Below are 25392 nucleotides of genomic sequence, written 5' to 3' on the forward strand. Positions count from 1 at the left end.
CCCCGTCCGCGTCGTCCCGCGTCGCCTCGCGTCGTGTCACTACGGAGGCTACGACCTGCGCGCCGACGTCACGCGGTACACGTCGTAAACGCCCTCGACTCCCCTGACCGCCTTCAGGACGTGGCCGAGGTGCTTCGGGTCGCCCATCTCGAAGGTGAAGCGTGAGGTGGCGACCCGGTCGCGGGAGGTCTGGACGGCCGCGGACAAGATGTTGACGTGCTGGTCGGACAGCACCCGGGTGACGTCCGAGAGGAGCCGGGAGCGGTCGAGGGCCTCGACCTGTATGGCGACCAGGAAGACCGAGGACTGGGTGGGCGCCCACTCGACGTCCAGGATCCGCTCGGGCTCGCGGGACAGTGACTCCACGTTGACGCAGTCGCTACGGTGAACCGATACGCCACTACCGCGCGTGACGAAGCCGATGATCGGGTCGCCGGGAACGGGCGTACAACAGCGGGCCAGCTTGACCCACACGTCATCGACGCCCTTGACGACCACGCCCGGGTCGGCACTGGAACGGCGCTTGCGGCTGCGGCCACGGGCCGGCGGCACGCTCTCGTCGATCTCCTCGGTGGCCGCCTCCTCGCCGCCGAAGGCCTGGACGAGCTTCTGCACCACGTTCTGCGCGGAGACGTGCCCCTCGCCGATCGCCGCGTACAGCGCGGAGATGTCCGGGTAGCGCATCTCGTGCGCCAGCGTCACCAGGGAGTCGCCGGTGAGGATGCGCTGGATCGGCAGGTTCTGCTTGCGCATCGCGCGGACGATGGCGTCCTTGCCCTGCTCGATCGCCTCGTCGCGGCGCTCCTTGGAGAACCACGCCCGGATCTTGTTGCGCGCCCGCGGCGACTTCACGAAGCCGAGCCAGTCGCGGGACGGGCCCGCGCCCGCCGCCTTGGAGGTGAAGACCTCCACCAGGTCGCCGTTGTCCAGGGTGGATTCGAGCGGTACCAGGCGGCCGTTGACCCGCGCCCCTATGGTGCGGTGACCGACCTCGGTGTGCACGGCGTAGGCGAAGTCCACCGGGGTGGCTCCCGCGGGAAGCGCTATGACGTCGCCCTTGGGGGTGAAGACGAAGACCTCGTTGCGGGAGAGGTCGAAGCGCAGCGACTCCAGGAACTCGCCGGGGTCCTCGGTCTCCTTCTGCCAGTCGAGGAGCTGGCGCAGCCACGCCATGTCGTTGATGGCGTCCTTGTCCTTGCCGGACGCCTTGGGCACGTCGGTGCGCACCTTGGAGGCGCCGGCGACGGCCTCCTGCTTGTACTTCCAGTGCGCGGCGATGCCGTACTCGGCGCGGCGGTGCATGTCGAACGTGCGGATCTGGAGTTCGACCGGCTTGCCGTTGGGGCCGATCACCGTCGTGTGCAGCGACTGGTACATGTTGAACTTGGGCATCGCGATGTAGTCCTTGAACCGGCCGGGGACCGGGTTCCATCGCGCGTGCACGGTGCCGAGGGCCGCGTAGCAGTCGCGGACGGTGTCCACGAGGACGCGGATGCCCACCAGGTCGTAGATCTCCGCGAAGTCCCGGCCGCGGACGATCATCTTCTGGTAGACGCTGTAGTAGTGCTTCGGCCGGCCGGTGACCGTCGCCTTGATGCGGGCGGAGCGCAGGTCCTGCTGGACCTCGTCGGTCACTATGGCCAGGTACTCGTCACGCTTCGGCGCCCGCTCGGCCACCAGCCGTACGATCTCGTCGTACATCTTGGGGTAGAGGATCGCGAACGCGAGGTCCTCCAGTTCCCACTTGATGGTGTTCATGCCGAGGCGATGGGCGAGCGGCGCGTAGATCTCCAGGGTCTCGCGCGCCTTCTTCTCCTGCTTCTCGCGCTTGAGGTAGCGCATGGTGCGCATGTTGTGCAGGCGGTCGGCGAGCTTGATGACCAGGACGCGCGGGTCCTTGGCCATGGCGACGACCATCTTGCGCACGGTCTCGGCCTGCGCGGCCTCGCCGAACTTGACCTTGTCCAGCTTGGTGACGCCGTCCACCAGCAGGGCGACCACGTCGCCGAAGTCGCGGCGCAGGTCCTCCAGGCCGTACTCGGTGTCCTCGACGGTGTCGTGCAGCAGGCCCGCCATGAGGGTGGCCGGATCCATGCCGAGCTCGGCGAGGATGGTGGTCACGGCGAGGGGGTGCGTGATGTACGGGTCGCCGCTCTTGCGCTTCTGGCCGCGGTGCCAGCGCTCGGCTACCTGGTAGGCCTTCTCGATCTGGCGCAGCGTCGACGTCTCGATCTTCGGGTCGTTGCTGCGGACTATCCGGAGCAGGGGCTCCAGGACCGGGTTGTACGGGTTGGCGCGCTGGACGCCGAGGCGGGCCAGGCGGGCCCGGACCCGGTTGGAGGAGCCGGAGCGGGGCGTCTGGGGCGTCGCGGCGGGGCGGATCGGGGCCGTGGAGGCGGGGCGCTCAGGGGTGGCCGGCTTGGGGCGCGCCTGCTCGGCGGCCTTCGCGACGGGCGCGGACTGGGCGTGCTCGACCGACCCGCGAGCGTCGTTCCTCGGGTGCTGCGCGGGCTGGGCCGCCTGCTCCGAGGAACGCTCGGGCTTGGCGGCGGTCAGGTGCTGGGCCTCGTCTGGCAAGAGGGCTCCTCGTGCGCGATCCGGGTCCCCCGGTCAGGCTCCGGAGACCCCATGGTAGCGATCCTGAGCTCCAGGATCGCCTTCAGGCCGATCTGAGGGCCGTGTACCCAGGCAACGCCCAGCCCGTCCCACGGATTCCTCCGGCCCCCTGTCAACGGTGTCACACAGCTTGCGTGGGGCTTGCCTGCGGCTTCCCTCCGGCTTTCGTACGAGGGTCGCGTCCCGTGGCTTCCCGAGGGGCGGGCCGGCGTTTGAAGGGGTTCAGAAACGCGTGCGAGGCCGGGAAGCAGCAAAGGCGCCCCTCACCGGGTGAGGGGCGCCTCCGTGCGTGCTGCTTGCGTCGGTCAGACCGTGAGGAGCGACTCCAGCGGGGCTCCGGCCAGGGCCGGCTCCAGGCGGGTGCGGCCGTTCAGGAAGGCCAGTTCCATCAGGACGGCCACGCCCGCGACCTGGGCGCCGGCGCGTCGGACGAGCTCCAGCGAGGCCCCCGCCGTGCCGCCCGTCGCGAGGACGTCGTCGACGACCAGCACACGGTCGTCGGCGCTCAGGTCCTCGGCGTGCACCTCGATCTCCGCCGAGCCGTACTCCAGGTCGTACGCCTGGCGCAGCGTCGCTCCGGGGAGCTTGCCCGCCTTGCGCACGGGGATGAAGCCGACGCCGGCCCGCACCGCTACCGGGGCGCCGAGGATGAAGCCCCGGGCCTCCAGTCCGACGACCTTGGTGGCGCCGGTGCGCTCCACGATCTCGGCCAGCGCGTCCGTGAGCGCCGTGAACGCCGCCGGGTCCGCCAGGAGCGGGGTGATGTCCTTGAACATCACGCCCGGCTCCGGGTAGTCGGCCACGTCACGGATGCGGCTGAGCAGCAGCTCCTTGATGTCGGTCATCGGCGCTTCCCCGAGGGGCGACCGCGTCCGCGCGCACGGGACGCGGGCTGGTTGCGCGGGCCGACCACCGCGTGGGCGTCGTCCGGCTCGTCGCCGAACGGCTCGCCCGCCTCACCGGCGGCCTGCGTCTCGGCCGGGTCGGCGCCCTGCGCCCGCTTGGCGAGGACCCGCTTGCGCAGCGCCTTCATCGCCGGCTCGCGCTCCTTGAGGTCGGCGACGAGCGGCGTGGCGATGAAGATCGACGAGTACGCACCGGCCGCGAGGCCGACGAACAGCGAGAGCGAGATGTCGTTGAGCATGCCCGCGCCGAGCACACCGCCACCGATGAACAGCAGGCCCGCCACCGGCAGCAGCGCGACCACCGTGGTGTTGATCGAACGCACCAGGGTGCTGTTGATCGACCGGTTGGCGATGTCGCTGTAGGTCCAGCGGGTCTGTTTGGTGATGTCCTTCGTCTGTTCCTTGAGGCTGTCGAAGACGACCACCGTGTCGTACAGCGAATAACCGAGAATGGTCAGCAGACCGATCACCGTGCCCGGTGTGACCTCGAAGCCCACGAGGGCGTAGATGCCGACCGTGATGGTGATGTCGTGGATCAGCGCGACGAACGCCGCGATCGCCATCCGCCACTCGAAGGCGATCGCCAGATAGATCACCACCAGGACCAGGAAGATCCCCAGGCCTTGCCAGGCCTTGTTGGCGATCTGCTCACCCCAGCTGGGACCGACCAGCTCGGCGTTGATCTTCTCGGCGTCGACCTTCATGTCGTCGGCCAGCGCCTGGTTGATCCGGTCCGCCTGGCCGGTGTCGATGCCCGCGATCTGGATGCGCAGGCTGCCGTTGCCGAGCTTCTGGACGATCGCGTCGTGTCCGGAGGCCGCCTCCGCGTACTCCTCGGCCTGGCTGACCGAGACGGACGTCTTCGGGGTGGTGAAGACGGCGCCGCCCTGGAACTCGATGCCCATGTTCAGGCCCCGGACCGCCAGGCCGACGATGGCCGTGATGGTGATCAGGATCGAGAGGCCGTACCAGATCTTGCGGTTGCCGACGAAGTCGTAACTGACCTCGCCACGGTGCAGTCGGGCACCGAGGTTGCCGAGCTTCGACATCTCAGGCCTCCTTCGTTTCGACGGGGCCTGCGGGATGCGAGGGACGGCGGGTGCGGCGCAGCGGCGGCCGCGCGCCCAGACGCTTGGGGTCGAGACCGGACCACGGGTGACCGTTCGCGAAGAACTTCCGGCGCGCCATCAGCGTCAGCAGCGGCTTGGTGAAGAGGAACACGACCACGACGTCGAGCACCGTGGTCAGGCCGAGCGTGAACGCGAAGCCCTGCACCTTGCCGACGGTGACGATGAACAGCACCGCGGCGGCCAGGAACGACACGAAGTCGGACACCAGGATGGTGCGCCGGGCCCGCGGCCAGGCCCGCTCGACGGCGGGACGCAGCGAGCGGCCCTCGCGGATCTCGTCCCGGACCCGTTCGAAGTACACGATGAACGAGTCCGCCGTGATGCCGATGGCCACGATGGCACCGCAGACGGCCGGCAGGTTCAGCGCGAAGCCGATGGCCGGGCCGAGCAGCGCCATGAGCGTGTAGGTGAGCGCCGCCGAGACCAGCAGCGACAAGAGGGCGATGAACGACAGGCCGCGGTAGTACACCAGCAGGTAGAGCACGACCAGGGCGAGGCCGATGGCGCCCGCGATCAGGCCGGCCTCCAGCTGGTCGCCGCCGAGCGCCGCGGTCACCGTGGTGACGCTGTCCTCGCGGAACGTCAGCGGCAGGGCACCGTAGGACAGCATGTTGGCGAGGCCCTGGGCCTCCTCCTGCGTGAAGCTGCCGGAGATCTCGGCGTTGCCGCCGGTGATCGACTGGCTCACGTACGGGCTGGAGACGACCTCGCCGTCGAGGACGATGCCGAACTGGTTCTGCGGCGACTGGTTCTGGGCGAGCTTGCCGGTGATGTCGGCGAACTTCTTGGCACCGGCGGAGGTGAAGTCCATCTGGACCTTCCAGCCGGCGCCGCTCTGGGTGTCGTAGACGGCCTGGGCGTCGTCGACCTCGGTGCCGTCGACGCCGGCCGGGCCGAGCAGGTACTTGTACCAGACGCCCTGGATCTCGCCGCAGCCCACGGTGGCGTCGGTGGGCTTGGCGCCTTCACCGGTGCTCGCGCGGACCGACTGCTTGCTGCAGTCGAGCGCCGCGTACTGCGCCTGGAGCTTGCTGTCGGCGCCGCCGCTCGCCGACGGAGTGGGGCTGGGGGCCCCGGAGCCGGACGCGGAGGGGCTGGGGCTGGCCTTCTTCAGCGCGTCCGTGACGGCACGGCCCTGGGTGGTGGCGCCGTCCGAGGGGGTCGCGCTCTGGCTCGCCGGGTCCGACGCGGCCGGGCTCTGCGAACCGGTGGCCTTCTCGGGCTCGGTCGCCTTGTCCGAGCCGCCGGACGGGGAGGCGCTGGGCGAGGGGTTCTGCGGGGCGGTGCCGCCGGAGGGCTCGGTGGCGAGGACCGGGCGGAAGTAGAGCTTGGCGGTGGTGCCGACCTGTTCCCGGGCCTGCTGCGAGTTCGTGCCCTTGGGAATGTTGACGATGATGTTGCGATCGCCCTGGGTCTGGACCTCGGCCTCCGAGACACCCAGACCGTTGACGCGGCGCTCCATGATCTCGACCGCGGTGTTCATGTTGGTCGGGTTGATCGCGGCCTCGTTGCCGTCCTCGGCGACTGCCCCGAGCGTGATGCTCGTACCACCGGCCAGGTCGATGCCGAGACGCGGAGTGGTGTGTCCGGAGGCGAACATTCCCCCGGTGAGCGCCACGAGGGCGATCAGAATCAGGGCCAGCGAGCGCCATGGCTTGCTCTGGGCGCTCGAGCTCCGGCCCTTTTTAGGTGCTGCCACCTTCTCGTACTCCCTCTCGGGCCGCCTCACTCCGGGTCAGCGGGCGGACGGCCATGACATGGTGTCGGGATCCCGTGCGGGTTGCGCCTGTCCCGGGCACCCGAGCCCGGCCCGCGCACTCCGGGGCTGACTACTTCGCGTCGGCGTCGCCGTCGGTCTTCTTCGGCTCCGCGTCCTGCTTCGCCTCGGCGGCGTCGGCGGGCTCCTCGTCCACGTCCTTCTTGCCGAGGTCGACGGACTTCTCGTCGGCCGGGGCGTCGACGGGCTCGTCGTCCTTGGTGAGGGAGGAGGCGTCGTCCGGGACGGTGTCCGCGTCGTCCTTCAGGTCGTGCTCGATGCCGTGCACGATGCGGTTGTACTCGTCGTCGGAGAGCACCGCGCCGATGGAGTTCTTGGCGAAGAGGAGGTCGACGCCCGGGCCGGCGTCGAGGAGGACGGTGTCCTCGTTGACCTCCTTGACCGTTGCGTACATGCCCCCGATGGTGCGGACCCCGGAACCGGGCTGCACCTGGTTCCGCATGTCGACAGCGGCCTGCTGCTTCTTCTTGGCCGAGCGGGTCATCAGGATCATGGCCCCGATGAGCACGATGAACGGGAGGAGGGTCACGAGGCTATTCACGGGACGATTTCCTTCGCACGACCGCGCAGAGGGGCGGCCTGTTGGATGGGGGTATGTCAGCCGCCGAGGAAGGCGGCATCGGCGGAGTCTAAGCGAGTCCGCGCGCATGGAACAACGCTCAGCATGGCACCGGGGTTCCTGCCACGGCCAATGCCCTCGCCGTCACGCCCCGAACAGGTCCTGTTGTCCGGTTCCCGCCGTGCCCTGGCGGGGTGGGGTGAGGCCGAGGTGCGCCCAGGCCGCGGGGGTGGCGACCCGGCCGCGCGGGGTCCGGGCCAGCAGGCCCTCGCGTACGAGGAACGGCTCGGCGACCTCTTCCACGGTCTCACGCTCCTCCCCCACGGCCACCGCGAGTGTGGACAGACCGACCGGTCCGCCGCCGAACAGCTTCAGCAGCGCCTCCAGCACGGAGCGGTCGAGGCGGTCCAGGCCCCGGGGATCGACCTCGTACACCCGCAGTGCCGCGCCCGCGATGTCCCGCGTGATGATCCCGTCGGCCTTGACCTGCGCGTAGTCCCGCACCCGCCGCAGCAGCCGGTTGGCGATCCGGGGCGTGCCGCGGGAGCGGCCGGCGATCTCGGCGGCGCCGTCGGTGTCGATCTCGACGTCGAGGAGGTTCGCCGAGCGGTGGATGACCCGCTCCAGCTCGGCCGGCTCGTAGAACTCCATGTGCGCGGTGAAGCCGAAGCGGTCGCGCAGCGGGGGCGGCAGCAGTCCCGCCCGCGTGGTGGCGCCGACCAGCGTGAACGGGGGCAGCTCCAGCGGGATCGCGGTCGCGCCGGGTCCCTTGCCGACGATCACGTCGACGCGGAAGTCCTCCATCGCCATGTACAGCATCTCCTCGGCGGGCCGCGACATGCGGTGGATCTCGTCGAGGAAGAGGACCTCGCCCTCCTGGAGGGAGGAGAGGATCGCGGCGAGGTCGCCGGCGTGCTGGATGGCGGGGCCCGAGGTGATGCGGATCGGGGCGCCCATCTCGGCCGCGATGATCATGGACAGGGTGGTCTTGCCGAGGCCGGGGGCGCCGGAGAGCAGCACGTGGTCGGCGGTGGCGCCCCGCGCGCGTGCGGCGCGCAGGACCAGGTCGAGCTGTTCGCGGACCTTCTCCTGGCCGATGAACTCGCCCAGGTCCTTGGGGCGCAGCGCGGCCTCGACGGCCTGGTCCTCACGGTCGGCGGCAGGGCCCACCAGCCGCTCGGTGTCGGCGGGGTCGGTCGGGTCGTCCCAGTTCATGTGCGTGGGCCCTCGGGTGCGTTCGCGGTCGGATGGGTCGTACGGGGAGGGGGTGCCGCTCTTCGGTTCGGTCCCGGCAGCCGCGGCGGCCGGTTCGCGTCCGGCGCCGTCCCGTGCGGCGGCGCGGCGCCGCCGGCTAGCGGGCTCTGTTGAGCGTCTGCAGGGCCGCCTTCAGCAGCTGACCCACCTGGGGCGTGCCCTCGGCGGCCTCCGCCCGGGGGGCGACCGCGGCGACCGCCTCGTCGGCCTCGCGGGTCGCGTACCCCAGGCCGATCAGCGCGGCGTGCAGCTGGTCGCGCCAGCCGTTGCTGACCGGCGCGCCGATCGCGGGGGCGGCGCCGATCGGCTCGCCCAGGCGGTCCTTGAGCTCCAGCAGCAACTTCTGGGCGCCCTTCTTGCCGATGCCGGGGACGGCGGTGAGGGCCTTCTCGTCACCGGTGGCGACGGCGCGGCGCAGGGCGTCGGGCGTGTGCACGGCCAGCATGGCCTGGGCGAGCCGGGGGCCCACCCCGCTCGCGGTCTGGAGCAGCTCGAAGACCTGGCGCTCGTCGTCGTCCACGAAGCCGTAGAGGGTGAGCGAGTCCTCCCGTACGACGAGGGAGGTGGCGAGCTTGGCGGGCTGGCCGGTGCGGAGCGTGGAGAGCGTGTTGGGCGTGCACTGCACGGCCATGCCGACACCGCCGACCTCGACCACCGCGGTGTCGGGTGCGAGGGCGGCGACCGTGCCACTGACGAAGGCGATCATGCCGTGCGGCCTTTCGATGCGGTGGTTGTTGCGGTGTGCCGGGCGACGGCCTGCTGGAGGCGGTTCTGCGCGGGGGCGCGCCAGATGTGGCAGATCGCGAGCGCCAGGGCGTCGGCGGCGTCGGCCGGCTTCGGCGGGGCGTCCAGCCGCAGCAGCCGGGTCACCATGGCGGCGACCTGTGCCTTGTCGGCGCGGCCGCTGCCGGTGACGGCGGCCTTGACCTCGCTGGGGGTGTGCAGGGCGACGGGGATGCCGCGGCGGGCCGCGCAGAGCATGGCGACCGCGCTGGCCTGGGCGGTGCCCATGACCGTGCGGACGTTGTGCTGGCTGAACACCCGCTCCACGGCGACGAATTCGGGCCGGTGCTCGTCGAGCCACTCCTCGATGCCCCGCTCGACGGCGACCAGGCGGTGCCCCAGCTCGGCCTCCGCCGGCGTGCGGACCACGCCGACGCCGAGCATCGTGAGCGGGCGCCCGGGGACCCCTTCGACGACGCCGATGCCGCACCGGGTCAGTCCCGGGTCCACACCCAGTACCCGCACCCGCCCCTCCTTCGCTCTCCCGCGGCCGTCACCGGCCGGTTCCCCCAGTTCGTGCAGGCTATCGGGTGGCACCGACAACGCGACGGGCCGACGGGGTGTGTCCCGTCGGCCCGTGGCGCGCGTTCCGGTCCGCGGCGGTGCTACGCGTCGACCTTCTCCATGACCTCGTCGCTCACGTCGAAGTTGGCGAAGACGTTCTGCACGTCGTCGCTGTCCTCCAGCGCGTCGATCAGCTTGAAGATCTTCTTCGCGCCCTCCTCGTCCAGCTCGACCTGCATGGTCGGGACGAAGTTGGCCTCGGCGGAGTCGTAGTCGATCCCGGCCTCCTGCAGGGCCGTGCGGACCGCGACCAGGTCGGTCGCCTCGCTGAGCACCTCGAAGGACTCACCGAGGTCGTTGACCTCCTCGGCGCCCGCGTCGAGCACGGCGCCCAGGACGTCGTCCTCACCGAGCTCGCCCTTGGGGACGATGACGACGCCCTTGCGGTTGAACAGGTACGACACGGAGCCGGGGTCTGCCATGGACCCGCCGTTGCGGGTCATCGCGACACGGACGTCCGAGGCCGCGCGGTTGCGGTTGTCGGTGAGGCACTCGATGAGCACCGCGACACCGTTGGGGCCGTAGCCCTCGTACATGATCGTCTCGTAGTCGGCGCCACCGGCTTCGAGGCCACCGCCGCGCTTGACCGCGGAGTCGATGTTCTTGTTCGGGACCGACTGCTTCTTGGCCTTCTGGATGGCGTCGTAGAGGGTGGGGTTGCCCTCGATGTCCACGCCGCCCATGCGGGCCGCGACCTCGATGTTCTTGATCAGCTTCGCGAAGAGCTTGCCGCGTTTGGCGTCGATCACGGCCTTCTTGTGCTTCGTCGTAGCCCATTTAGAGTGGCCGGACATCTGCCTGTCTCCTTCGCGTAACCCATCTCTGCAACGAACCCCAGAGATCCTACAAGGACCGAGCCGCGCGGGTCGCGCGCACCATGTTGACGAACAGGCCGTGCACACGGTGGTCGCCGGTCAGTTCCGGGTGGAACGACGTGGCGAGCGCGTTGCCCTGACGGACCGCGACGATGTGGCCGGCGTGCTCGGCGAGCACCTCGACGCGGGCGCCGACGGACTCGACCCAGGGGGCGCGGATGAAGACCCCCTCCACAGGATCTCCCGTGACGCCCGCGACGTCGACCGCGGCCTCGAAGGACTCGTTCTGCCGTCCGAAGGCGTTGCGGCGCACGATCATGTCGATGCCGCCGATCGTCTCCTGGCCCGAGCGTGGGTCGAGGATCTTGTCGGCCAGCATGATCATGCCCGCGCAGGTGCCGTAGACGGGCAGTCCGTCGCGGACCCGGGCACGCAGCGGCTCCATCACGCCGAACAGGGTGGCCAGCTTGGAGATGGTGGTGGACTCGCCGCCGGGGATCACGAGGCCGTCGATCTCGTCGAGCTCCTCGGGGCGCCTGACCGGCCTGGCCACGGCGTCGGCCGCGGCCAGGGCGACGAGGTGCTCCCGTACGTCGCCCTGGAGGGCCAGCACACCGATCACGGGGGTGTCGCTCATGGGGTGCAGTGCCTTACCAGCCGCGGTTGGCGTAGCGCTCGGTCTCGGGCAGGGTGTCGCAGTTGATGCCGACCATGGCCTCGCCGAGGTTGCGGGACGCGTCGGCGATGATCTTCGGGTCGTCGAAGAAGGTGGTCGCCTTGACGATGGCGGCGGCACGCTTGGCCGGGTCGCCGGACTTGAAGATGCCGGAGCCGACGAAGACGCCCTCGGCGCCGAGCTGGCGCATCAGAGCGGCGTCGGCGGGGGTGGCCACACCTCCGGCGGAGAACAGCACGACCGGGAGCTTGCCGAGCTCGGCGACCTCCTGGACCAGCTCGTACGGGGCGCGCAGGTCCTTGGCGGCGGCGTACAGCTCGTTGTTGTCGTAGCCGCGCAGGCGGGCGATCTCGTTCTTGATCTGCCGCAGGTGGCGGACGGCCTCGACGACGTTGCCGGTGCCGGCCTCGCCCTTGGAGCGGATCATGGCCGCGCCCTCGGCGATGCGGCGCAGGGCCTCACCGAGGTTGGTGGCGCCGCAGACGAACGGGGTGGTGAACGCCCACTTGTCGGAGTGGTTGACCTCGTCGGCCGGGGTGAGCACCTCGGACTCGTCGATGTAGTCGACGCCGAGCGACTGCAGGACCTGCGCCTCGACGAAGTGGCCGATCCGGGACTTGGCCATGACCGGGATGGAGACGGCGTCGATGATGCCCTCGATCATGTCCGGGTCGGACATCCGGGCCACCCCGCCGTCCTTGCGGATGTCGGCCGGGACCCGCTCCAGGGCCATGACGGCGACGGCGCCCGCGTCCTCGGCGATCTTCGCCTGCTCCGGCGTGACGACGTCCATGATCACGCCACCCTTGAGCTGCTCGGCCATGCCGCGCTTGACGCGCGCGGTACCGGTGGCGGCGTTGTCCTGGGGCTGGGCGGGGTTCGGGAGCGTGCTGGACACGGGTGACCTCACTGACGTGAAAGAGGGTTTCTGCGAACACCGAGGAAACGGGAGATGTGCAGGCCACAGCAAGGGCCAATGTGCAGCCGGTGGATCGTTTTCCGCCACAATCCGCTAGGCGGCCCGGTCCGCCAGGGCCGTCGGGGGCTCGTCGTCCATCTCGAAGGCCATGGGGAACGGCGCGTGCCCGGCCAGCCGGAACCAGCGCACCTTGCGGTGCTGGCGCAGTCTGCGGGCGGCGCCCACCGCGTCGTTGTGGAAGCGCCGGGCCATCGGCACCCGGCGTACCGCCTCGGTCAGCTCCCGGGCCGCCGCCTCTCCCCCGGGCGCCTCCCGGACCGCCTCGACCTGCTGCGGGTCCGCGAACACGGCGCGCAGCGACTGGCTCAGCTCGCTCTCGGCGACCTCCCGGTGCTCCTCCTCGGACTGCCGGGCCGCGTGCGCCGCCTCGTACAGGACGATCGAGGCCGCCGGATCGAGCACCCCGGAGGTGGCGACCTCCTGGGCGACCGAGGCGCGGCGCAGCAGTTGCGCGTCCAGGGCGGCCCGGGTGGCGTCGATCCGGGCGTGCAGCCGGTCCAGGCGGCCCGCCGTCCAGCTCAGGTACACGCCGACGGCGACGAGGGCGACGAGGATCCAGATCAGGGTTGCGGTCACGGGCGGCAAGGCTACCGGGGTGCCGGTCGGGTGTGATCAGTCAGTCGCGGGCCAGCCCGAACCGGCCCCACAGTCCGGCGGACCGCTCGTCGGCGGCGACCGCGCTGGTGCCGTCCGTGACCGTCTCGTAGACCGACAGGATGTCCGCGCCCACCGTCGACCAGTCGAACCGGCGGACGTGGGCGCTGCCCCGCTCGCTGAGCTCCTTGCGCCGCTCGGCGTCGCCCAGCAGCCGCAGGGCGGCCTGCGCGAGCGCGTCCGCGTCCTCGTTGGCGAACAGCTCGCCCGCCGCGCCCTGGTCGAGGACCTGGGTGAAGGCGTCCAGGTCCGAGGCCAGCACGGGGGCGCCCGCCGACATCGCCTCGACCAGGATGATCCCGAAGCTCTCGCCGCCGGTGTTGGGTGCCACGTAGACGTCGACACTGCGCAGGAAGCGGGCCTTGTCCTCGTCGCTGACCATGCCGAGGAACTCCACCCGGGAGCGCAGCTCGGACGGGAGCGACTCGACCGCCTGCCGCTCGTCGCCGCGGCCCGCGACCAGCAGCCGCGTCTGCGGCCGCTCGGCGAGGATCCTCGGCAGCGCCCGCATCAGCACCGGCAGGCCCTTGCGGGGCTCGTCGATGCGGCCGACGAAGCCGATGGTGTCGCCCTGCCACTCGGGGCGGGGCTCGGCCCGGGCGAAGAAGTCGACGTCCACGCCGTTGGGGATCACCACGGCGTCCCCGCCGAGGTGCTCGACGAGGGTGCGGCGGGCGTACTCGCTGACCGCGATCCGGGCGCTGATCTTCTCCAGCGCCGCCTGGAGGATCGCGTACGCGGCGATCATCGCGCGCGAGCGGGGGTTGGACGTGTGGAAGGTGGCGACGATGGGGCCCTGCGCCGCCCAGCAGGCGAGCAGGCCCAGCGACGGGGACGCCGGCTCGTGGATGTGGATCACGTCGAAGGCGCCGTCGTGCAGCCAGCGGCGCACCCGCGCCGCCGACAGGAACCCGAAGTTCAGCCGGGCCACCGAACCGTTGTAGGGCACCGGGACCGCGCGGCCTGCCGAGACGACGTAGGGCGGCAGCGGGGTGTCGTCGTCGGCGGGGGCCAGTACCGAGACCTGGTGTCCCTGGCGGAGGAAGTACTCGGCCAGATCCCGGATGTGGAACTGGACGCCGCCCGGGACGTCCCAGGAGTACGGGCAGACGATGCCGATCCTCATGGGGTCCCCTTCGTGGCATCCGGGGCCGCCGGACCGCCCCGTGCGGGGTCCAGGTCCTTGAGCCACAGCCGCTGCAACATGTGCCAGTCCTCCGGATGTTCGGCGATCCCCGAGGCGAAGGCGTCCGCCAGGGCCTGCGTCATGACAGACGTCTTCTCGGCCCGGGTGCCTGACTCGGGTACCTCGATCGGAGGATGCAGCCGGCCCCGCATGACGGGTGAGTCGTCGTACCAGAGCGTCACCGGCATCAGCAGGGCCCCGGTCTGCTGGGCCAGCAGCGCCGGTCCGGCCGGCATCCGCGCGGTGTCGCCGAAGAAGCCGACCTCCACCCCGGAGGCGGACAGGTCGCGGTCGGCCACCAGGCAGACCAGGCCGCCGCCACGCAGCCGGCGGGCGAGGGCGCCGAAGGCGGAGCCGCCGGTGTGCGGCAGGACCTCCATGCCGAGGCCCGCGCGGTAGGCCACGAAGCGGTCGTAGAGCGTCTCGGGCTTCAGCCGCTCGGCGACGGTGGTGAAGGGGATGCCGAGCTTGGTGGTGACCCAGGCGCCGGCCAGATCCCAGTTGGCCAGGTGCGGCAGGGCCAGGACCACGCCCTTGCCCGCGGCCAGGCCGTCCGTCAGGTGGTGCAGGTCCTTGGGCTCGAAAGCGGCGTTGACGCGCTCGGCACTCCAGGCGGGGAGCCGGAAGGACTCCATCCAGTAGCGCAGGTAGGAGCGCATGCCCGCGCGCGTGAGCGCGGCGAGCCGCTCCGGGGACGCGCCCGGCACCACGCGCGCGTAGTTGGCCTCCAGCCGCAGCACACCCTTGCCGCGCTGCTTCCAGGCGAGGTCGGCCACGGTGTTCCCGAGCCGCCTGGCCACCGGCTCGGGCAGCTTCTTCACCGTGCTCCAGCCGAGGCCGTACAGGGCGTCCGTCAGGCTGTCCCGAGCACTCATTTCGCCGCCTCCCTCCCCTGAGAGGCATTGTCGTCGCTGTCCCGCTCCGCCGCCTCCGCCTCGGCGGACTCGCGGCGGACCGTGACGACCCGCTGGATCAGCGTGATCAGGCTGCCGCCGGCCACGATCCACAGGGCGATCGGCAGCAGCACCTGGATCCCCGGCACGCCGAACGCGTGCAGGCCCGCGAGCCCGGCCGCGACCAGCGAGATCACCAGCCGCTCGGCGCGCTCGACCAGCCCGTTCACGGCGACCGGCAGGCCGATCGACTCGCCGCGCGCCTTGGTGTACGACACCACCTGACCGCTGGCCAGGCAGAAGATCGACACGGCGCACAGCACGAGGTCGTCGCCGCCACCGGCGTACCAGAGGGCGAAGCCACCGAAGATGGCGCCGTCGGCGACCCGGTCCAGGGTGGAGTCCAGGAAGGCGCCCCAGCGGCTGGAGCGGCCCAGCTGGCGGGCCATGTTCCCGTCGACGAGGTCGGAGAAGACGAAGAGGGTGATGACGACCGTGCCCCAGAAGAACTCCCCCTGGGGGTAGAAGACCAGCGCGCCCGCCATCACGCCCGCGGTGCCGATCAGCGTGACCGTGTCGGGGCTCACGCCCCGGCGGATGAGAAACGCGGCGAACGGTGTGAGGACACGCGTGAAAAATGCACGCGCGTACTTGTTCAGCATGGCCTTCCCGAGGGTCGCTGGCGCCGCCCGGCCCCTGCTGGCCGTCGGCTGGCCCATCGTAGCCACGCGCGCGGGCGGCCGACCGCTCGGCACCCACGGCTCGTCGGGGAGCGGGGCCCACGGCCCGCAACCGCCGCCGGTCGGCGGCTTCGCGTCCTTTGTATGGACGCACCGTGACGGGAGTGGAAAGCTCGAAGAACCGCGGGCGTCGCCGGAGCCGCCCAGCACGCGGGTCCCGCGTGTCCGCGCCCACAGTGACCTCACCGTGCACGGGAGGCAGGATCATGGGCGACAAGACCAATGCACACCCCGGAGCCGCCGGCAGAGCAGTGGCGGCCGACCAGCCCGCGTCCGTACGGAATGTGGTGCTGGTCGGCCACTGCGGAGCGGGAAAGACGACCTTGGTGGAGGCGCTCGCGCTGACCGCGGGAGCGTTGAACCGGGCGGGCCGCGTGGAGGACGGCGGCACGGTCTCCGACTACGACGAGATCGAGCACCGGCAGCAGCGCTCGGTGCAGCTCTCCCTGGTACCCGTCGAGTGGGACGGCATCAAGGTCAACCTTCTCGACACCCCCGGATACGCCGACTTCGTCGGGGAACTACGGGCCGGTCTGCGCGCCGCGGACGCGGCCCTCTTCGTCGTCTCCGCCTCGGACGGCGTGGACGGCTCGACCCGCGTCGTGTGGGAGGAGTGCGCGGCCGTCGGCATGCCGCGCGCCATCGTCGTCACGCACCTGGAGGCCGCACGCGCGGACTTCGAGGAGATGACACGGATCTGCGCGGAGGCGTTCGGCGCCGACGACCCCGACGCCGTGCTGCCGCTGTACCTGCCGCTGCACGGCCCGCAGGCGCCGGACGGGCACGCGCCGGTGACCGGGCTGACCGGGCTGCTGTCGCAGAAGCTGTTCGACTACTCGACGGGCGAGCGCAAGGAGTCCGAGCCGGACGAGGACCAGCTGCCGCTGATCGAGGAGGCACGCAACCGCCTCATCGAGGGGATCATCGCCGAGAGCGAGGACGAGACCCTCATGGACCGCTACCTCGGCGGTGAGCGGATCGACGTCAAGACCCTCGTGCAGGACCTGGAGCGGGCCGTCGCGCGCGGCAGGTTCTTCCCGGTCCTGGCCGCCGCGCCCGCCGGCGACGGCGCCCGGCAGGGCCTCGGCACCGTCGAGCTGCTGGAGCTGGTCACCGGGGGGTTCCCGACCCCGCTGGAGCACGAGCAGCCCCAGGTCACCACCATCGACGGCAGGCCACGCGAGCTGATGCCCTGCGATCCGGACGGGCCGCTGGTCGCGGAGGTCGTGCGCACCTCTTCCGACCCGTACGTCGGCCGCGTCTCGCTCGTGCGGGTGTTCTCCGGCACGCTGCGGCCGGACGCGACCGTGCACGTCTCCGGTCACGGACTCGCCGACCGGGGCCACGAGGACCACGACGTCGACGAGCGCATCGGCGCCCTGTCCACGCCGTTCGGCAAACAGCAGCGCCCCGTCTCGCACTGTGTCGCCGGCGACCTCGCCTGCGTGGCGAAGCTGAACCGCGCGGAGACCGGCGACACCCTCTCCGCCAAGGACGACCCGCTCCTGATGGAGCCCTGGGACATGCCCGATCCCCTGCTGCCGCTCGCCATCCAGGCGCACAGCAAACCGGACGAGGACAAACTCTCCCAGGGTCTGTCCCGGCTGGTCGCCGAGGATCCCACGATGCGCCTGGAGCAGAACCAGGACACCCACCAGGTGGTGCTGTGGTGCCTGGGCGAGGCCCACGCCGACGTCGCTCTCGAACGGCTGCGCAGCCGCTACGGCGTGCAGGTGGACGTCGTACCGCACCGGGTGCCCCTGCGGGAGACGTTCGCGACCAAGGCGGGCGGGCGCGGCCGGCATGTGAAGCAGTCCGGCGGCCACGGGCAGTACGCCATCTGCGAGATCGAGGTGGAACCCCTGCCCGGCGGCTCGGGCATCGAGTTCGTCGACAAGGTCGTCGGCGGGGCGGTACCGCGCCAGTTCATCCCGTCGGTCGAGAAGGGCGTGCGCGCGCAGGCCGCCAAGGGCATCGCCGCGGGGCACTCCCTCGTCGACGTGCGGATCACGCTGCGGGACGGCAAGGCGCACTCCGTGGACTCCTCGGACGCCGCGTTCCAGACGGCGGGCGCCCTCGCGCTGCGCGAGGCGGCGGCGGACGCGCGGATCCATCTGCTGGAGCCGGTGGCCGAGGTGAGCGTGCTGGTCGGCGACGACTACGTGGGCGCCGTGATGAGCGACCTGTCGGGGCGGCGCGGCCGGGTGCTGGGCACCGAGCAGACCGCCGGCGGGCGCACCCTGGTGAGGGCCGAGGTGCCGGAGATCGAGATCGGGCGGTACGCCGTCGATCTGCGGTCCCTCTCGCACGGGACCGCGCGGTTCAGCCGGCGCTACGCGCGCCACGAGCCGATGCCCCCTCAAGTCGCCGAGCGGCTGCGGAAGATGGAGCAGGACGCCTCCTAGCGCGGGCGGGCGTGCGTGGCCGAAGGACGGTGGTTCTCCTCCGGTTCGGCGGGCGGCTTCGGCCGTCCGCCGACGTATGTCGGTGCCTGCGGATAGGCTTTGACGACCTGATCAACAGGTGTGCGGAGCAGGGAAGTCGGGAAGGCCGCAGGAGCGACAGTGGCGGCGATCGGGGGCGGGAATGACCGTTGACAGCGGTTACGCGGACATCTTCGGGCCGCAGGTGCCGCGCACGGGCGACGAAGGCCAGACGGCGACGTACGCGCTGGCCTCCGCGGCGTACCGGGACAACGAGGTCGAGGAGATACTCAAGGCCAACAACGAGTGGCACGAGTCGAAGGTGAAGCCCGGCCAGAAGTGGGCGAAGATCTTCCGGCCCAACCTCGGCGAGGCGTTCTCCCGGGCGGTGGTCGACCGGATGCTCGGCTCGGGCCGGGCACCGCTGATCCAGTCCTTCGGCGCGGAGCCGCAGGTCGTCGTCGAGCACTGCCTCGCGGCCAACCGCATCCGCCGCGAGCGCGACAACCTGCTCGCGATCGTCATGGTGCTGTGCGGTCTGCTCTTCCTGCCCGGCCTGCTGGTCTGGCTCATGGTGTTCACGATCCGCACCACCATCGCCCGGCGTGAGGACAAGCGGGCCTCGACCCTCGCGACCACGCTGCTCGTCGCGGTCGGGGCACTGGCCGTGATCTTCCTGGTCCAGATGCCGTTCACCGGCTTCTGGGCCTGGTACGCGCGTGCGGCGGTGGTGCTGCCGGTGATCGGCTGGTTCTGGGCCAAGCAGATCTGCGAGCGCACCGCGAAGGACCTGCGGGAGCGCTGGGACAGCCTGCTGTCGGGCAGCAGCGTCGGCGCGAAGGTGCCCGAGGCGGTGCCGAGCAACCCCGGTGAGACCGCCGCCGAGCAGCTGCGCCAGTCCCTCGCCCGGCTCGGCGCCGAGCAGCAGTCCAACTCCGTCTTCTACGCCGGGCCCAAGGGCATACTCGGCATGGGCACCCGCTGGGGCAGCTGGCAGCTCGCGGAGGACCTCTCCCCGGCCGATCCCGACCGGGAGATCCACCCGTTCCGCAGCTGGGACGTCGTGCGGTCCATCCACGACCAGCTGCGCATGCTGGAGCGCGGCCCGCTGAACACGGGCGGCTTCCCCAAGCCCTCGATACGTCACTGGGTCGTCACGCCGATCGGCGAGAACGCGACGTCGGTGTCCCGTCCGGGGGGCACCGACGTGGAGGCTTACCAGGTCAAGTCGCACGCCATCCAGGAGATCTGCAACAAGCAGCAGTTCGGCAGCGGCGACCGGCACTACCTGGGCGTGCAGTGGACGCTCTGGGACGGGCAGTTGGTGATCACCATGCTGATCACGGTGACCGTGCTCTTCGAGACGCTGCGCATCGAGGTCACCGGGCACGCCCTGGGGCCCGTGCACCCGCTCTTCACCTCCAAGCCGGCGGCGAAGGAGAAGTCGGTGCAGAAGTCCGTGAAGCGCTGGGAGACGCGGACCGTCAAGCTCCCCCTGGTCGACGCCGACGAGGTGGTACGGGTGGCCGCCCGGGCGCCGCTGACCTGGTACCCGCCGCTGCTGAACTGGCTCGGTGGGTCGCTGACCCTGCCCGAGCCGTTCGGCCTGCGGCACGCGTGGGCCGCGAAGCCCTGGCGGCACCGGTTCATGGCCGACGACGCGCTGCGCGCCGCCACGCCGGTGCTCCGCGTGGTCCACTCGGCGGCGATCCGGGTGCTGAAGGAGAACGGCGTGGACACCGAGAAGTTCGGCAACCGCTCGGCGTTCCTCAGCACGGCCGTGCAGGACCCGTCGCCCCGCAAGGCGGACCTGTACGACGCGTGAGGCGACCCGCTGGCCGGCGGTCTCACGCCGTCGGCCAGGCCTCCGCCAGCATCTTCCGGGTGTCGGCCAGCAGCTGGGGCAGCACCCGGGTGTGCCCCACCACGGGCATGAAGTTCGTGTCGCCGCCCCAGCGCGGCACGATGTGCTGGTGCAGATGCGCGGCGATGCCCGCGCCGGCGACCCCGCCCTGGTTCATGCCGATGTTGAAGCCCTGGGCGCCCGACGCCGTGCGCAGCGCCGTCATCGCCTGCTTGGTCAGCTCGGCGAGCTCGGCGGTCTCGGCCTCCGTGAGGTCCGTGTAGTCGGCGACGTGGCGGTAGGGCACGACCATGAGGTGGCCGCCGTTGTACGGGTACAGGTTCAGCACCGCGTACACCTGGGCGCCGCGGCGGACGACCAGGCCGTCCTCGTCGGACTTCGCCGGGATCGAGCAGAAGGGGCAGCCGTCGTCGGCCCCCGGACCGGTGGGCTTGTTCTCACCCTGGATGTAGGCCATCCGGTGGGGCGTCCACAGGCGCTGGAACGCGTCCTGCGTCCCCACTCCGATCTGCTGCTCCGGCTCACTCGTCATGCAAGGCAGCATATGGCTTCGCCCATTCGCGGCGTGTCGCCGGGCTCGGCGAAAACGGTCGGGACCGGGCCGGGCCCGCGGACCAGGCCGACGAAAGGCCCCCGGGTGAGCCGTACGGCTTCCCGGGGGCCCTGCGTGGTGCGCCGGGGCGCGTCAGACCTGCGTGCGCTCCTCGACGACCTTCGCGATCTTGGCGATGGCCTCGTCGACGGGGATGCCGTTCTCCTGCGAGCCGTCGCGGTAGCGGAAGGAGACGGCGCCGTTGGCCATGTCCTCGTCGCCCGCGATGACCATGAAGGGCACCTTCTGCTTCTGCGCGTTCCTGATCTTCTTCTGCATGCGGTCGGACGACGAGTCCACCTCGACCCGCAGCCCCTGCCGCTTCGCCGTCGCGGCGAACTTCTCCAGGTACTCGACGTGCGCGTCGCCGATCGGGATGCCGATCGCCTGCACGGGCGCGAGCCAGGCCGGGAAGGCGCCCGCGTAGTGCTCCAGGAGCACCGCGAAGAACCGCTCGATGGAGCCGAACAGCGCGCGGTGGATCATGACCGGGCGCTGCTTGGTGCCGTCCGCGGCGGTGTACTCCAGGTCGAACCGCTCGGGTAGGTTGAAGTCGAGCTGGATGGTCGACATCTGCCAGGTGCGCCCGATGGCGTCCTTGGTCTGGACGGAGATCTTCGGCCCGTAGAAGGCGGCGCCGCCCGGGTCCGGGACCAGCGGCAGCCCCTGCTTCTCGGCGACCGCGCGCAGCGTCTCGGTCGCCTCCTCCCAGGCCTCGTCGGAGCCGACGAACTTCTCCGGGTCCTTGGTGGACAGCTCCAGGTAGAAGTCGGTCAGGCCGTAGTCGCGCAGTAGGCCGAGGACGAAGGTGAGCGTCTTGTCCAGCTCCTCGGACATCTGCTCACGGGTGCAGTAGATGTGCGCGTCGTCCTGCGTGAAGCCGCGCGCGCGGGTGAGGCCGTGCACGACACCGGACTTCTCGTAGCGGTACACGGTGCCGAACTCGAACAGCCGCAGCGGCAGTTCCCGGTACGAGCGGCCGCGGGCGTCGAAGACCAGGTTGTGCATCGGGCAGTTCATGGGCTTGAGGTAGTAGTCCACGCCCTCGTCGAGCTGCATGGGCGGGTACATGCCGTCGGCGTACCAGTCCAGGTGGCCCGACGTCTCGAAGAGCTTCCCCTTCGTCGCGTGCGGGGTGTAGACGAACTCGTAGCCCTCCTCCTCGTGGCGGCGCCGCGAGTAGTCCTCCATCACCCGGCGGATGACGCCGCCCTTGGGGTGGAAGACGGCGAGCCCGGAGCCGATCTGCTCCGGGATGGAGAACAGGTCGAGCTCGCTGCCCAGCTTGCGGTGGTCGCGCTTCTCGGCCTCGGCGAGGAACTCCAGGTACGCCTTCAGCTCGTCCTTGGACGGCCAGGCGGTGCCGTAGATGCGCTGGAGCATCGGGTTCTTCTCGCTGCCGCGCCAGTAGGCGGCCGCGTTGCGCATCAGCTTGAACGCCGGGATCAGCCGGGTGGAGGGCAGGTGCGGACCACGGCAGAGGTCCTTCCAGCACAGCTCGCCGGTCTTGGCGTCCAGGTTGTCGTAGATCGTCAGCTCGCCGGCGCCGACCTCGACGTCCGCGCCGTCGTCGTGCGAGGCGGAGCCCTTGAGGCCGATCAGCTCCAGCTTGTACGGCTCGTCGGCCAGCTCCGCGCGGGCCTCGTCGTCGGTGACGACGCGGCGGGAGAAGCGCTGGCCGCGCTTCTGGATCTCCTGCATCTTCTTCTCGATGGCCTTGAGGTCATCGGGGTGGAAGGGCTTCTCGACGTCGAAGTCGTAGTAGAAGCCGTCCTTGACCGGCGGGCCGATGCCCAGCTTGGCCTCGGGGAACAGCTCCTGCACGGCCTGCGCCATGACGTGCGCGGTCGAGTGGCGCAGGATGCCCAGGCCGTCCTCGGAGGAGATGTCGACGCCCTCGACCTCGTCGCCGTCGGCGAGCGCGTACGCCAGGTCCTTCAGCTCGCCGCCCACCCGCGCGGCGACGATCGAGCGCTCGCCGGCGAAGAGGTCGGCGGCCGTGGTGCCCGTCGTCACCGTGCGCTCTTCCCGCTCGGAATCGCGTTGGATGATCACACGGACGTCTGACACCGGTCTCTCCTGACTGAAGGTGGATGCGCCGCCGTACCGAGAGCGCGCGCAATTAGGGATCGTACCGACCCCGGACCACCGCAGGCGAAATCATTCCCCGCCGCAGGCCTCCTCGAAGAAGTCGAGATTCTCCTGCAACGACTTCAGCAGCTGGTCCCGCTCCACCTCGTCCACCTGCACCGGTACCACCCCGGAGGCGCCCGTCAGCCGGCGGAAGCCGCCGCGGCTCTCCAGCCGCCCGTGCACCCGCACCGGCAGCCCGACGAGGTGGGCCTGCCCGGCGATCCGGTAGTCCTCCTCGTCGAGGGTGAGCCGGACGTGCGGGATCTCGGCACCGGCCAGCACCCGCAGCCGCACGGTGCCCTCGCCGCGCCGCTCCGACCGGCGCATGCGGACCACCTCGCCGGTGATCCGCACCGGCACGGAGGGCTCCTCGCGCAGAAAGCGGGCCCCGGCCTCGCGCAGTACGGGCAGGTCGCCCGGCGAGAACTCCACGGCCTCGCCCCGCCCGGCCCCGCCCTCGGGCGGACCGGCGCCCGGGGCCCACTCGACGGCGACACGGGCGCCCTCCGTGCCCCGTACCAGGGCGACGAGCGCCTCGGTCAGCTCACGGCTCACGCCGGCTTCGACGGCCCCGTCGAAGGCGTCCATGCCGCCGGTGGCGCGCTGGTAGTCGATGGCCTCGCGGACGGCGTAGAGCGCCTGGTGGAGGCGGACGGCGAGCGGCCTGGCCGGGTCGACGGGGACGAAGGCCGTGAGGCCGCTGCCGCCCGTCGCGGCGCCGACCAGGACGCTCTCCAGCATCACGGCGGCGGCGCGCTTGTGGCGGGCGCCGTAGTAGCCCGCACGCGCGCGGGTGGCGAGCGCCGCGGCGAGCAGCGTCTGCCGGGCGGCCGAGCGCAGCTGCTCCTCGACGGTCCAGGACGCGGCACCCGCAGGTCCCGCGGGCACGTCACGCCACCAGCGGATCTCGTCGCTGGGCACGCTCAGCCCGACGAGCACCTCGCGCGCGGACGGCATGGGGCTGCGGGTGAGGGCGAGGAGCGCCTCGGCGAGCAGGTCGTCGCTGTCGGGAAAGGCCCGGCTCTCGGGCACGAGCAGACTGGTGCCGCCCGCGCCGGGACCGGGCGGTGTCCAGCGGCCGTAGCGTCCGGCGGCGCCGCCGCGGCGCTGCCAGCCGTGCCGGCGCAGCAGCGCGCCGAGCACGGCGGGGTCGACCTGGCCGGGCTCCGGCGGCTGGTCCCAGGGCTCGGGGTGGGGCCGTACGGCCCGCAGGGGCTCGTCGAGCGGGCGGTGCGTCATGGTCTGCCTCCCGTCCCGACCCGCGTCATGATCTCGCACAGCGCCCGGTCGTCGAAGATGCGTGAGGTCGGTATGCGGACGTTGGTCCGGTACCGGCCGGTCACGGGGTGCCCGGCGAGGTTGACCCAGTAGCAGCAGTGCCGCAGGTCCAGCCGGTCGTGGCTGGCGCGCAGCCAGTCGTCCTGCGAGCGCGGGACGAGCATCACGACGAGGATCTTGTGCACCGAGACCGGGGTGCGGGCGAGTTTCGCCAGGTGGTCGTTGTCGAGCGTGAAGGAGAAGAAGCGGCCGGGCGGCTTGGGCGCGATCTGGTACGTGGCCTTGAGCTGCACCTTGATGGTGACCTCGTCGTCGATCGTGTGCCCCGGCGCGCTGTGACTGACGTGCCAGTCGATGCCGTTGTCCGGAAAGGGCTGGGACAGCGAGCAGCCGGCGGCGGCCGCGACGGCGTGCAGATAACCCACCTGCAGTGTCTCCATGCAGGCGGTGGTGGCGAGTGAACCGCGATGGGGGCCCGTGCGTTCGGGCAGCAGCCCGCCCCGCTCGGGCTGCGCTATCGCCATGGCCGGCAGCCTTCCAAGCAAAGTGAATTTCCCCGCGCCGGGCCGCGCCCACGGAAGACGCCGCTGAACTGCGCGGACCCGTACTTCTGTTGTCTCCTCCCGGCGTACGGCGCAAACAGCCCGGGTATCACCAAACGGGCAGAAGACGGTGCGTCAGCTGCCGTGGGTGAACGAGGAGTTGTGTACGTATGACGTGCTGGTACGAGGGCCCCCTGGCGGCATTCGACACGGAGACAACGGGCGTGGACGTCGAGACCGACCGGATCGTGTCGGCCGCCCTCGTCGTCCAGGACGCTCCTGGCACACGGCCCCGGGTGCACCAGTGGCTGGTGAACCCGGGTGTGCCGGTGCCCGCCGAGGCGACGGCGGTGCACGGGCTGACGGAGGATCATCTGGCGCGCAACGGCCGCTGGCCGGCGCCGGTGATGCATGAGATAGCCACCGAGCTCGCCGAACAGGCGGGCACCGGGCGGCCGTTGGTGGTGATGAACGCACCGTTCGACCTGACGCTCCTGGATCGCGAGCTGCGCCGGCATCGCGCTTCGTCGCTGGGGCGCTGGTTCGAGTCGGTCCCTCTGCTGGTGCTCGACCCACGGGTCCTGGACAAGCACCTGGACCGCTACCGCAAGGGCCGCCGCACGCTGACCGACCTCTGCGAGCACTACGGCGTCCCGCTGGACGGCGCGCACGACGCGGCGGCGGACGCGCTGGCCTCGCTGGAGGTCGTGCGGGCCGTCGGGCGGCGTTTCGCGTCCCGGCTGGAGCGCCTGTCGCCCGCGGAGTTGCACACGTTGCAGGCGGTGTGGCACGCGGCGCAGGCGAGGGGCCTGCAGGCGTGGTTCGCGCGCAGCGGCAACGAGGAGGCGGTGGACCCGGCATGGCCCCTGCGTCCTGGGCTCGCGGCGGCGGCCTGATCGGTCGCCGGACATGCAAAAAGCCGGTCCGCCATGGCGGACCGGCCTTTCCCGGTGGGCGATACTGGGTTCGAACCAGTGACCTCTTCGGTGTGAACGAAGCGCTCTCCCACTGAGCTAATCGCCCGGGAAC

The 25392-nt window shown here is 71.2% G+C and carries 22 protein-coding genes and 1 tRNA gene; 3 read left to right on the forward strand and 20 right to left on the reverse strand.

All coding sequences use genetic code 11. From position 1 onward, the window contains the following. Positions 1-48 precede the first annotated feature (48 nt). The 15 genes from ACIP2X_RS27630 to pgsA all read right to left on the reverse strand — a co-directional run bounded on the left by ACIP2X_RS27630 (position 49) and on the right by pgsA (position 15510). A complete protein-coding gene (locus ACIP2X_RS27630; protein WP_401677481.1) occupies positions 49-2577 on the reverse strand; it encodes a RelA/SpoT family protein in 2529 nt (842 codons plus the stop codon). A 344-nt stretch (positions 2578-2921) separates the two neighbouring features. After that, the gene (locus tag ACIP2X_RS27635; protein ID WP_401677484.1) at positions 2922-3461 is read right to left on the reverse strand and encodes an adenine phosphoribosyltransferase; all 540 of its coding nucleotides are present in this window, start codon (positions 3459-3461) and stop codon (positions 2922-2924) included. Next, positions 3458-4570: a protein translocase subunit SecF gene (gene secF / locus ACIP2X_RS27640; RefSeq protein ID WP_401677487.1), complete on the reverse strand. Its 1113-nt coding sequence runs from the start codon at positions 4568-4570 to the stop codon at positions 3458-3460. The genes ACIP2X_RS27635 and secF overlap by 4 nt, the downstream gene beginning before the upstream one ends. Position 4571: 1 nt before the next feature. Then, positions 4572-6350 carry a protein translocase subunit SecD gene (gene secD, locus ACIP2X_RS27645; RefSeq protein ID WP_401677491.1) on the reverse strand — a complete coding sequence of 593 codons (1779 nt, stop codon included), beginning with the start codon at positions 6348-6350 and terminating at the stop codon, positions 4572-4574. Positions 6351-6480: 130 nt separating this feature from the next. Beyond that, on the reverse strand, positions 6481-6969 hold the full coding sequence (gene yajC, locus ACIP2X_RS27650; protein WP_401677494.1) for a preprotein translocase subunit YajC: 489 nt from the start codon (positions 6967-6969) through the stop codon (positions 6481-6483). A gap of 162 nt (positions 6970-7131) precedes the next feature. Beyond that, the gene (ruvB, locus tag ACIP2X_RS27655; RefSeq protein ID WP_401677498.1) at positions 7132-8202 is read right to left on the reverse strand and encodes a Holliday junction branch migration DNA helicase RuvB; all 1071 of its coding nucleotides are present in this window, start codon (positions 8200-8202) and stop codon (positions 7132-7134) included. A gap of 136 nt (positions 8203-8338) precedes the next feature. Further along, a complete protein-coding gene (gene ruvA, locus ACIP2X_RS27660) occupies positions 8339-8947 on the reverse strand; it encodes a Holliday junction branch migration protein RuvA (protein ID WP_401677500.1) in 609 nt (202 codons plus the stop codon). Then, the gene (gene ruvC / locus ACIP2X_RS27665) at positions 8944-9489 is read right to left on the reverse strand and encodes a crossover junction endodeoxyribonuclease RuvC (RefSeq protein WP_401677503.1); all 546 of its coding nucleotides are present in this window, start codon (positions 9487-9489) and stop codon (positions 8944-8946) included. Before ruvC ends, ruvA begins: the two co-directional genes overlap by 4 nt. Before the next feature lie 140 nt (positions 9490-9629). Beyond that, positions 9630-10382 carry a YebC/PmpR family DNA-binding transcriptional regulator gene (locus ACIP2X_RS27670; RefSeq protein ID WP_401677506.1) on the reverse strand — a complete coding sequence of 251 codons (753 nt, stop codon included), beginning with the start codon at positions 10380-10382 and terminating at the stop codon, positions 9630-9632. Between the two features lie 49 nt (positions 10383-10431). Then, the gene (gene pdxT, locus ACIP2X_RS27675) at positions 10432-11040 is read right to left on the reverse strand and encodes a pyridoxal 5'-phosphate synthase glutaminase subunit PdxT (RefSeq protein WP_401677509.1); all 609 of its coding nucleotides are present in this window, start codon (positions 11038-11040) and stop codon (positions 10432-10434) included. Between the two features lie 13 nt (positions 11041-11053). Next, complete coding sequence (pdxS, locus tag ACIP2X_RS27680) at positions 11054-11977, reverse strand: pyridoxal 5'-phosphate synthase lyase subunit PdxS (protein WP_401677511.1); 924 nt, start codon at positions 11975-11977, stop codon at positions 11054-11056. Between the two features lie 114 nt (positions 11978-12091). Further along, positions 12092-12634, reverse strand: a complete 543-nt coding sequence (locus tag ACIP2X_RS27685) for a hypothetical protein (RefSeq protein WP_401677513.1) — start codon at positions 12632-12634, stop codon at positions 12092-12094. Between the two features lie 40 nt (positions 12635-12674). After that, the gene (locus ACIP2X_RS27690) at positions 12675-13838 is read right to left on the reverse strand and encodes a glycosyltransferase family 4 protein (protein WP_401677516.1); all 1164 of its coding nucleotides are present in this window, start codon (positions 13836-13838) and stop codon (positions 12675-12677) included. Continuing rightward, positions 13835-14773: a phosphatidylinositol mannoside acyltransferase gene (locus tag ACIP2X_RS27695; protein WP_401677518.1), complete on the reverse strand. Its 939-nt coding sequence runs from the start codon at positions 14771-14773 to the stop codon at positions 13835-13837. The genes ACIP2X_RS27690 and ACIP2X_RS27695 overlap by 4 nt, the downstream gene beginning before the upstream one ends. After that, positions 14770-15510, reverse strand: a complete 741-nt coding sequence (gene pgsA / locus ACIP2X_RS27700) for a phosphatidylinositol phosphate synthase (RefSeq protein ID WP_401677521.1) — start codon at positions 15508-15510, stop codon at positions 14770-14772. The genes ACIP2X_RS27695 and pgsA overlap by 4 nt, the downstream gene beginning before the upstream one ends. Before the next feature lie 227 nt (positions 15511-15737). On the opposite strand from pgsA, the gene ACIP2X_RS27705 reads away from it, so the two are divergent. Both ACIP2X_RS27705 and ACIP2X_RS27710 read left to right on the forward strand, forming a co-directional pair. Continuing rightward, on the forward strand, positions 15738-17936 hold the full coding sequence (locus ACIP2X_RS27705) for an elongation factor G-like protein EF-G2 (RefSeq protein WP_401677524.1): 2199 nt from the start codon (positions 15738-15740) through the stop codon (positions 17934-17936). A gap of 181 nt (positions 17937-18117) precedes the next feature. After that, a complete protein-coding gene (locus ACIP2X_RS27710; protein WP_401677527.1) occupies positions 18118-19779 on the forward strand; it encodes a hypothetical protein in 1662 nt (553 codons plus the stop codon). 22 nt (positions 19780-19801) lie between these two features. On the opposite strand, the gene ACIP2X_RS27715 is transcribed toward ACIP2X_RS27710, so the two are convergent. From ACIP2X_RS27715 to ACIP2X_RS27730, 4 genes are all read right to left on the reverse strand, one after another. Continuing rightward, positions 19802-20350, reverse strand: coding sequence for an HIT family protein (locus tag ACIP2X_RS27715; RefSeq protein WP_401677530.1), 549 nt, complete (start codon positions 20348-20350; stop codon positions 19802-19804). A gap of 153 nt (positions 20351-20503) precedes the next feature. Continuing rightward, complete coding sequence (thrS, locus tag ACIP2X_RS27720) at positions 20504-22480, reverse strand: threonine--tRNA ligase (RefSeq protein WP_401677533.1); 1977 nt, start codon at positions 22478-22480, stop codon at positions 20504-20506. A 90-nt stretch (positions 22481-22570) separates the two neighbouring features. After that, positions 22571-23782 (reverse strand): hypothetical protein, encoded by a 1212-nt coding sequence (locus ACIP2X_RS27725; protein WP_401677536.1) that lies wholly within the window; start codon positions 23780-23782, stop codon positions 22571-22573. After that, a complete protein-coding gene (locus tag ACIP2X_RS27730) occupies positions 23779-24345 on the reverse strand; it encodes a DUF4365 domain-containing protein (RefSeq protein ID WP_401677539.1) in 567 nt (188 codons plus the stop codon). Before ACIP2X_RS27730 ends, ACIP2X_RS27725 begins: the two co-directional genes overlap by 4 nt. A 188-nt stretch (positions 24346-24533) precedes the next feature. Here ACIP2X_RS27730 and ACIP2X_RS27735 point away from each other — a divergent pair, with 188 nt between their 5' ends. Then, positions 24534-25259 carry a 3'-5' exonuclease gene (locus ACIP2X_RS27735; RefSeq protein WP_401677542.1) on the forward strand — a complete coding sequence of 242 codons (726 nt, stop codon included), beginning with the start codon at positions 24534-24536 and terminating at the stop codon, positions 25257-25259. Between the two features lie 55 nt (positions 25260-25314). On the opposite strand, the gene ACIP2X_RS27740 is transcribed toward ACIP2X_RS27735, so the two are convergent. Further along, positions 25315-25386, reverse strand: a tRNA-Val gene (locus ACIP2X_RS27740). Positions 25387-25392 lie beyond the last annotated feature (6 nt).

The sequence above is a fragment of the Streptomyces sp. NPDC089424 genome (assembly GCF_044749345.1).
In the GTDB taxonomy this organism is placed as follows: Bacteria; Actinomycetota; Actinomycetes; order Streptomycetales; family Streptomycetaceae; genus Streptomyces.

Excerpts from the sequence above, each read along its gene's own strand:
- ACIP2X_RS27705 (WP_401677524.1), top strand. The coding sequence starts at position 15,738 with ATGGGCGACAAGACCAATGCACACCCCGGAGCCGCCGGCAGAGCAGTG.
- ACIP2X_RS27715 (WP_401677530.1), bottom strand. The coding sequence starts at position 20,350 with ATGACGAGTGAGCCGGAGCAGCAGATCGGAGTGGGGACGCAGGACGCG.
- ACIP2X_RS27670 (WP_401677506.1), bottom strand. The coding sequence starts at position 10,382 with ATGTCCGGCCACTCTAAATGGGCTACGACGAAGCACAAGAAGGCCGTG.
- ACIP2X_RS27730 (WP_401677539.1), bottom strand. The coding sequence starts at position 24,345 with ATGGCGATAGCGCAGCCCGAGCGGGGCGGGCTGCTGCCCGAACGCACG.
- ACIP2X_RS27690 (WP_401677516.1), bottom strand. The coding sequence starts at position 13,838 with ATGAGGATCGGCATCGTCTGCCCGTACTCCTGGGACGTCCCGGGCGGC.
- ACIP2X_RS27635 (WP_401677484.1), bottom strand. The coding sequence starts at position 3,461 with ATGACCGACATCAAGGAGCTGCTGCTCAGCCGCATCCGTGACGTGGCC.
- secF (WP_401677487.1), bottom strand. The coding sequence starts at position 4,570 with ATGTCGAAGCTCGGCAACCTCGGTGCCCGACTGCACCGTGGCGAGGTC.
- pgsA (WP_401677521.1), bottom strand. The coding sequence starts at position 15,510 with ATGGGCCAGCCGACGGCCAGCAGGGGCCGGGCGGCGCCAGCGACCCTC.
- ACIP2X_RS27735 (WP_401677542.1), top strand. The coding sequence starts at position 24,534 with ATGACGTGCTGGTACGAGGGCCCCCTGGCGGCATTCGACACGGAGACA.
- ruvB (WP_401677498.1), bottom strand. The coding sequence starts at position 8,202 with ATGAACTGGGACGACCCGACCGACCCCGCCGACACCGAGCGGCTGGTG.
- ACIP2X_RS27695 (WP_401677518.1), bottom strand. The coding sequence starts at position 14,773 with ATGAGTGCTCGGGACAGCCTGACGGACGCCCTGTACGGCCTCGGCTGG.
- ACIP2X_RS27725 (WP_401677536.1), bottom strand. The coding sequence starts at position 23,782 with ATGACGCACCGCCCGCTCGACGAGCCCCTGCGGGCCGTACGGCCCCAC.
- ruvA (WP_401677500.1), bottom strand. The coding sequence starts at position 8,947 with ATGATCGCCTTCGTCAGTGGCACGGTCGCCGCCCTCGCACCCGACACC.
- ACIP2X_RS27710 (WP_401677527.1), top strand. The coding sequence starts at position 18,118 with ATGACCGTTGACAGCGGTTACGCGGACATCTTCGGGCCGCAGGTGCCG.
- pdxT (WP_401677509.1), bottom strand. The coding sequence starts at position 11,040 with ATGAGCGACACCCCCGTGATCGGTGTGCTGGCCCTCCAGGGCGACGTA.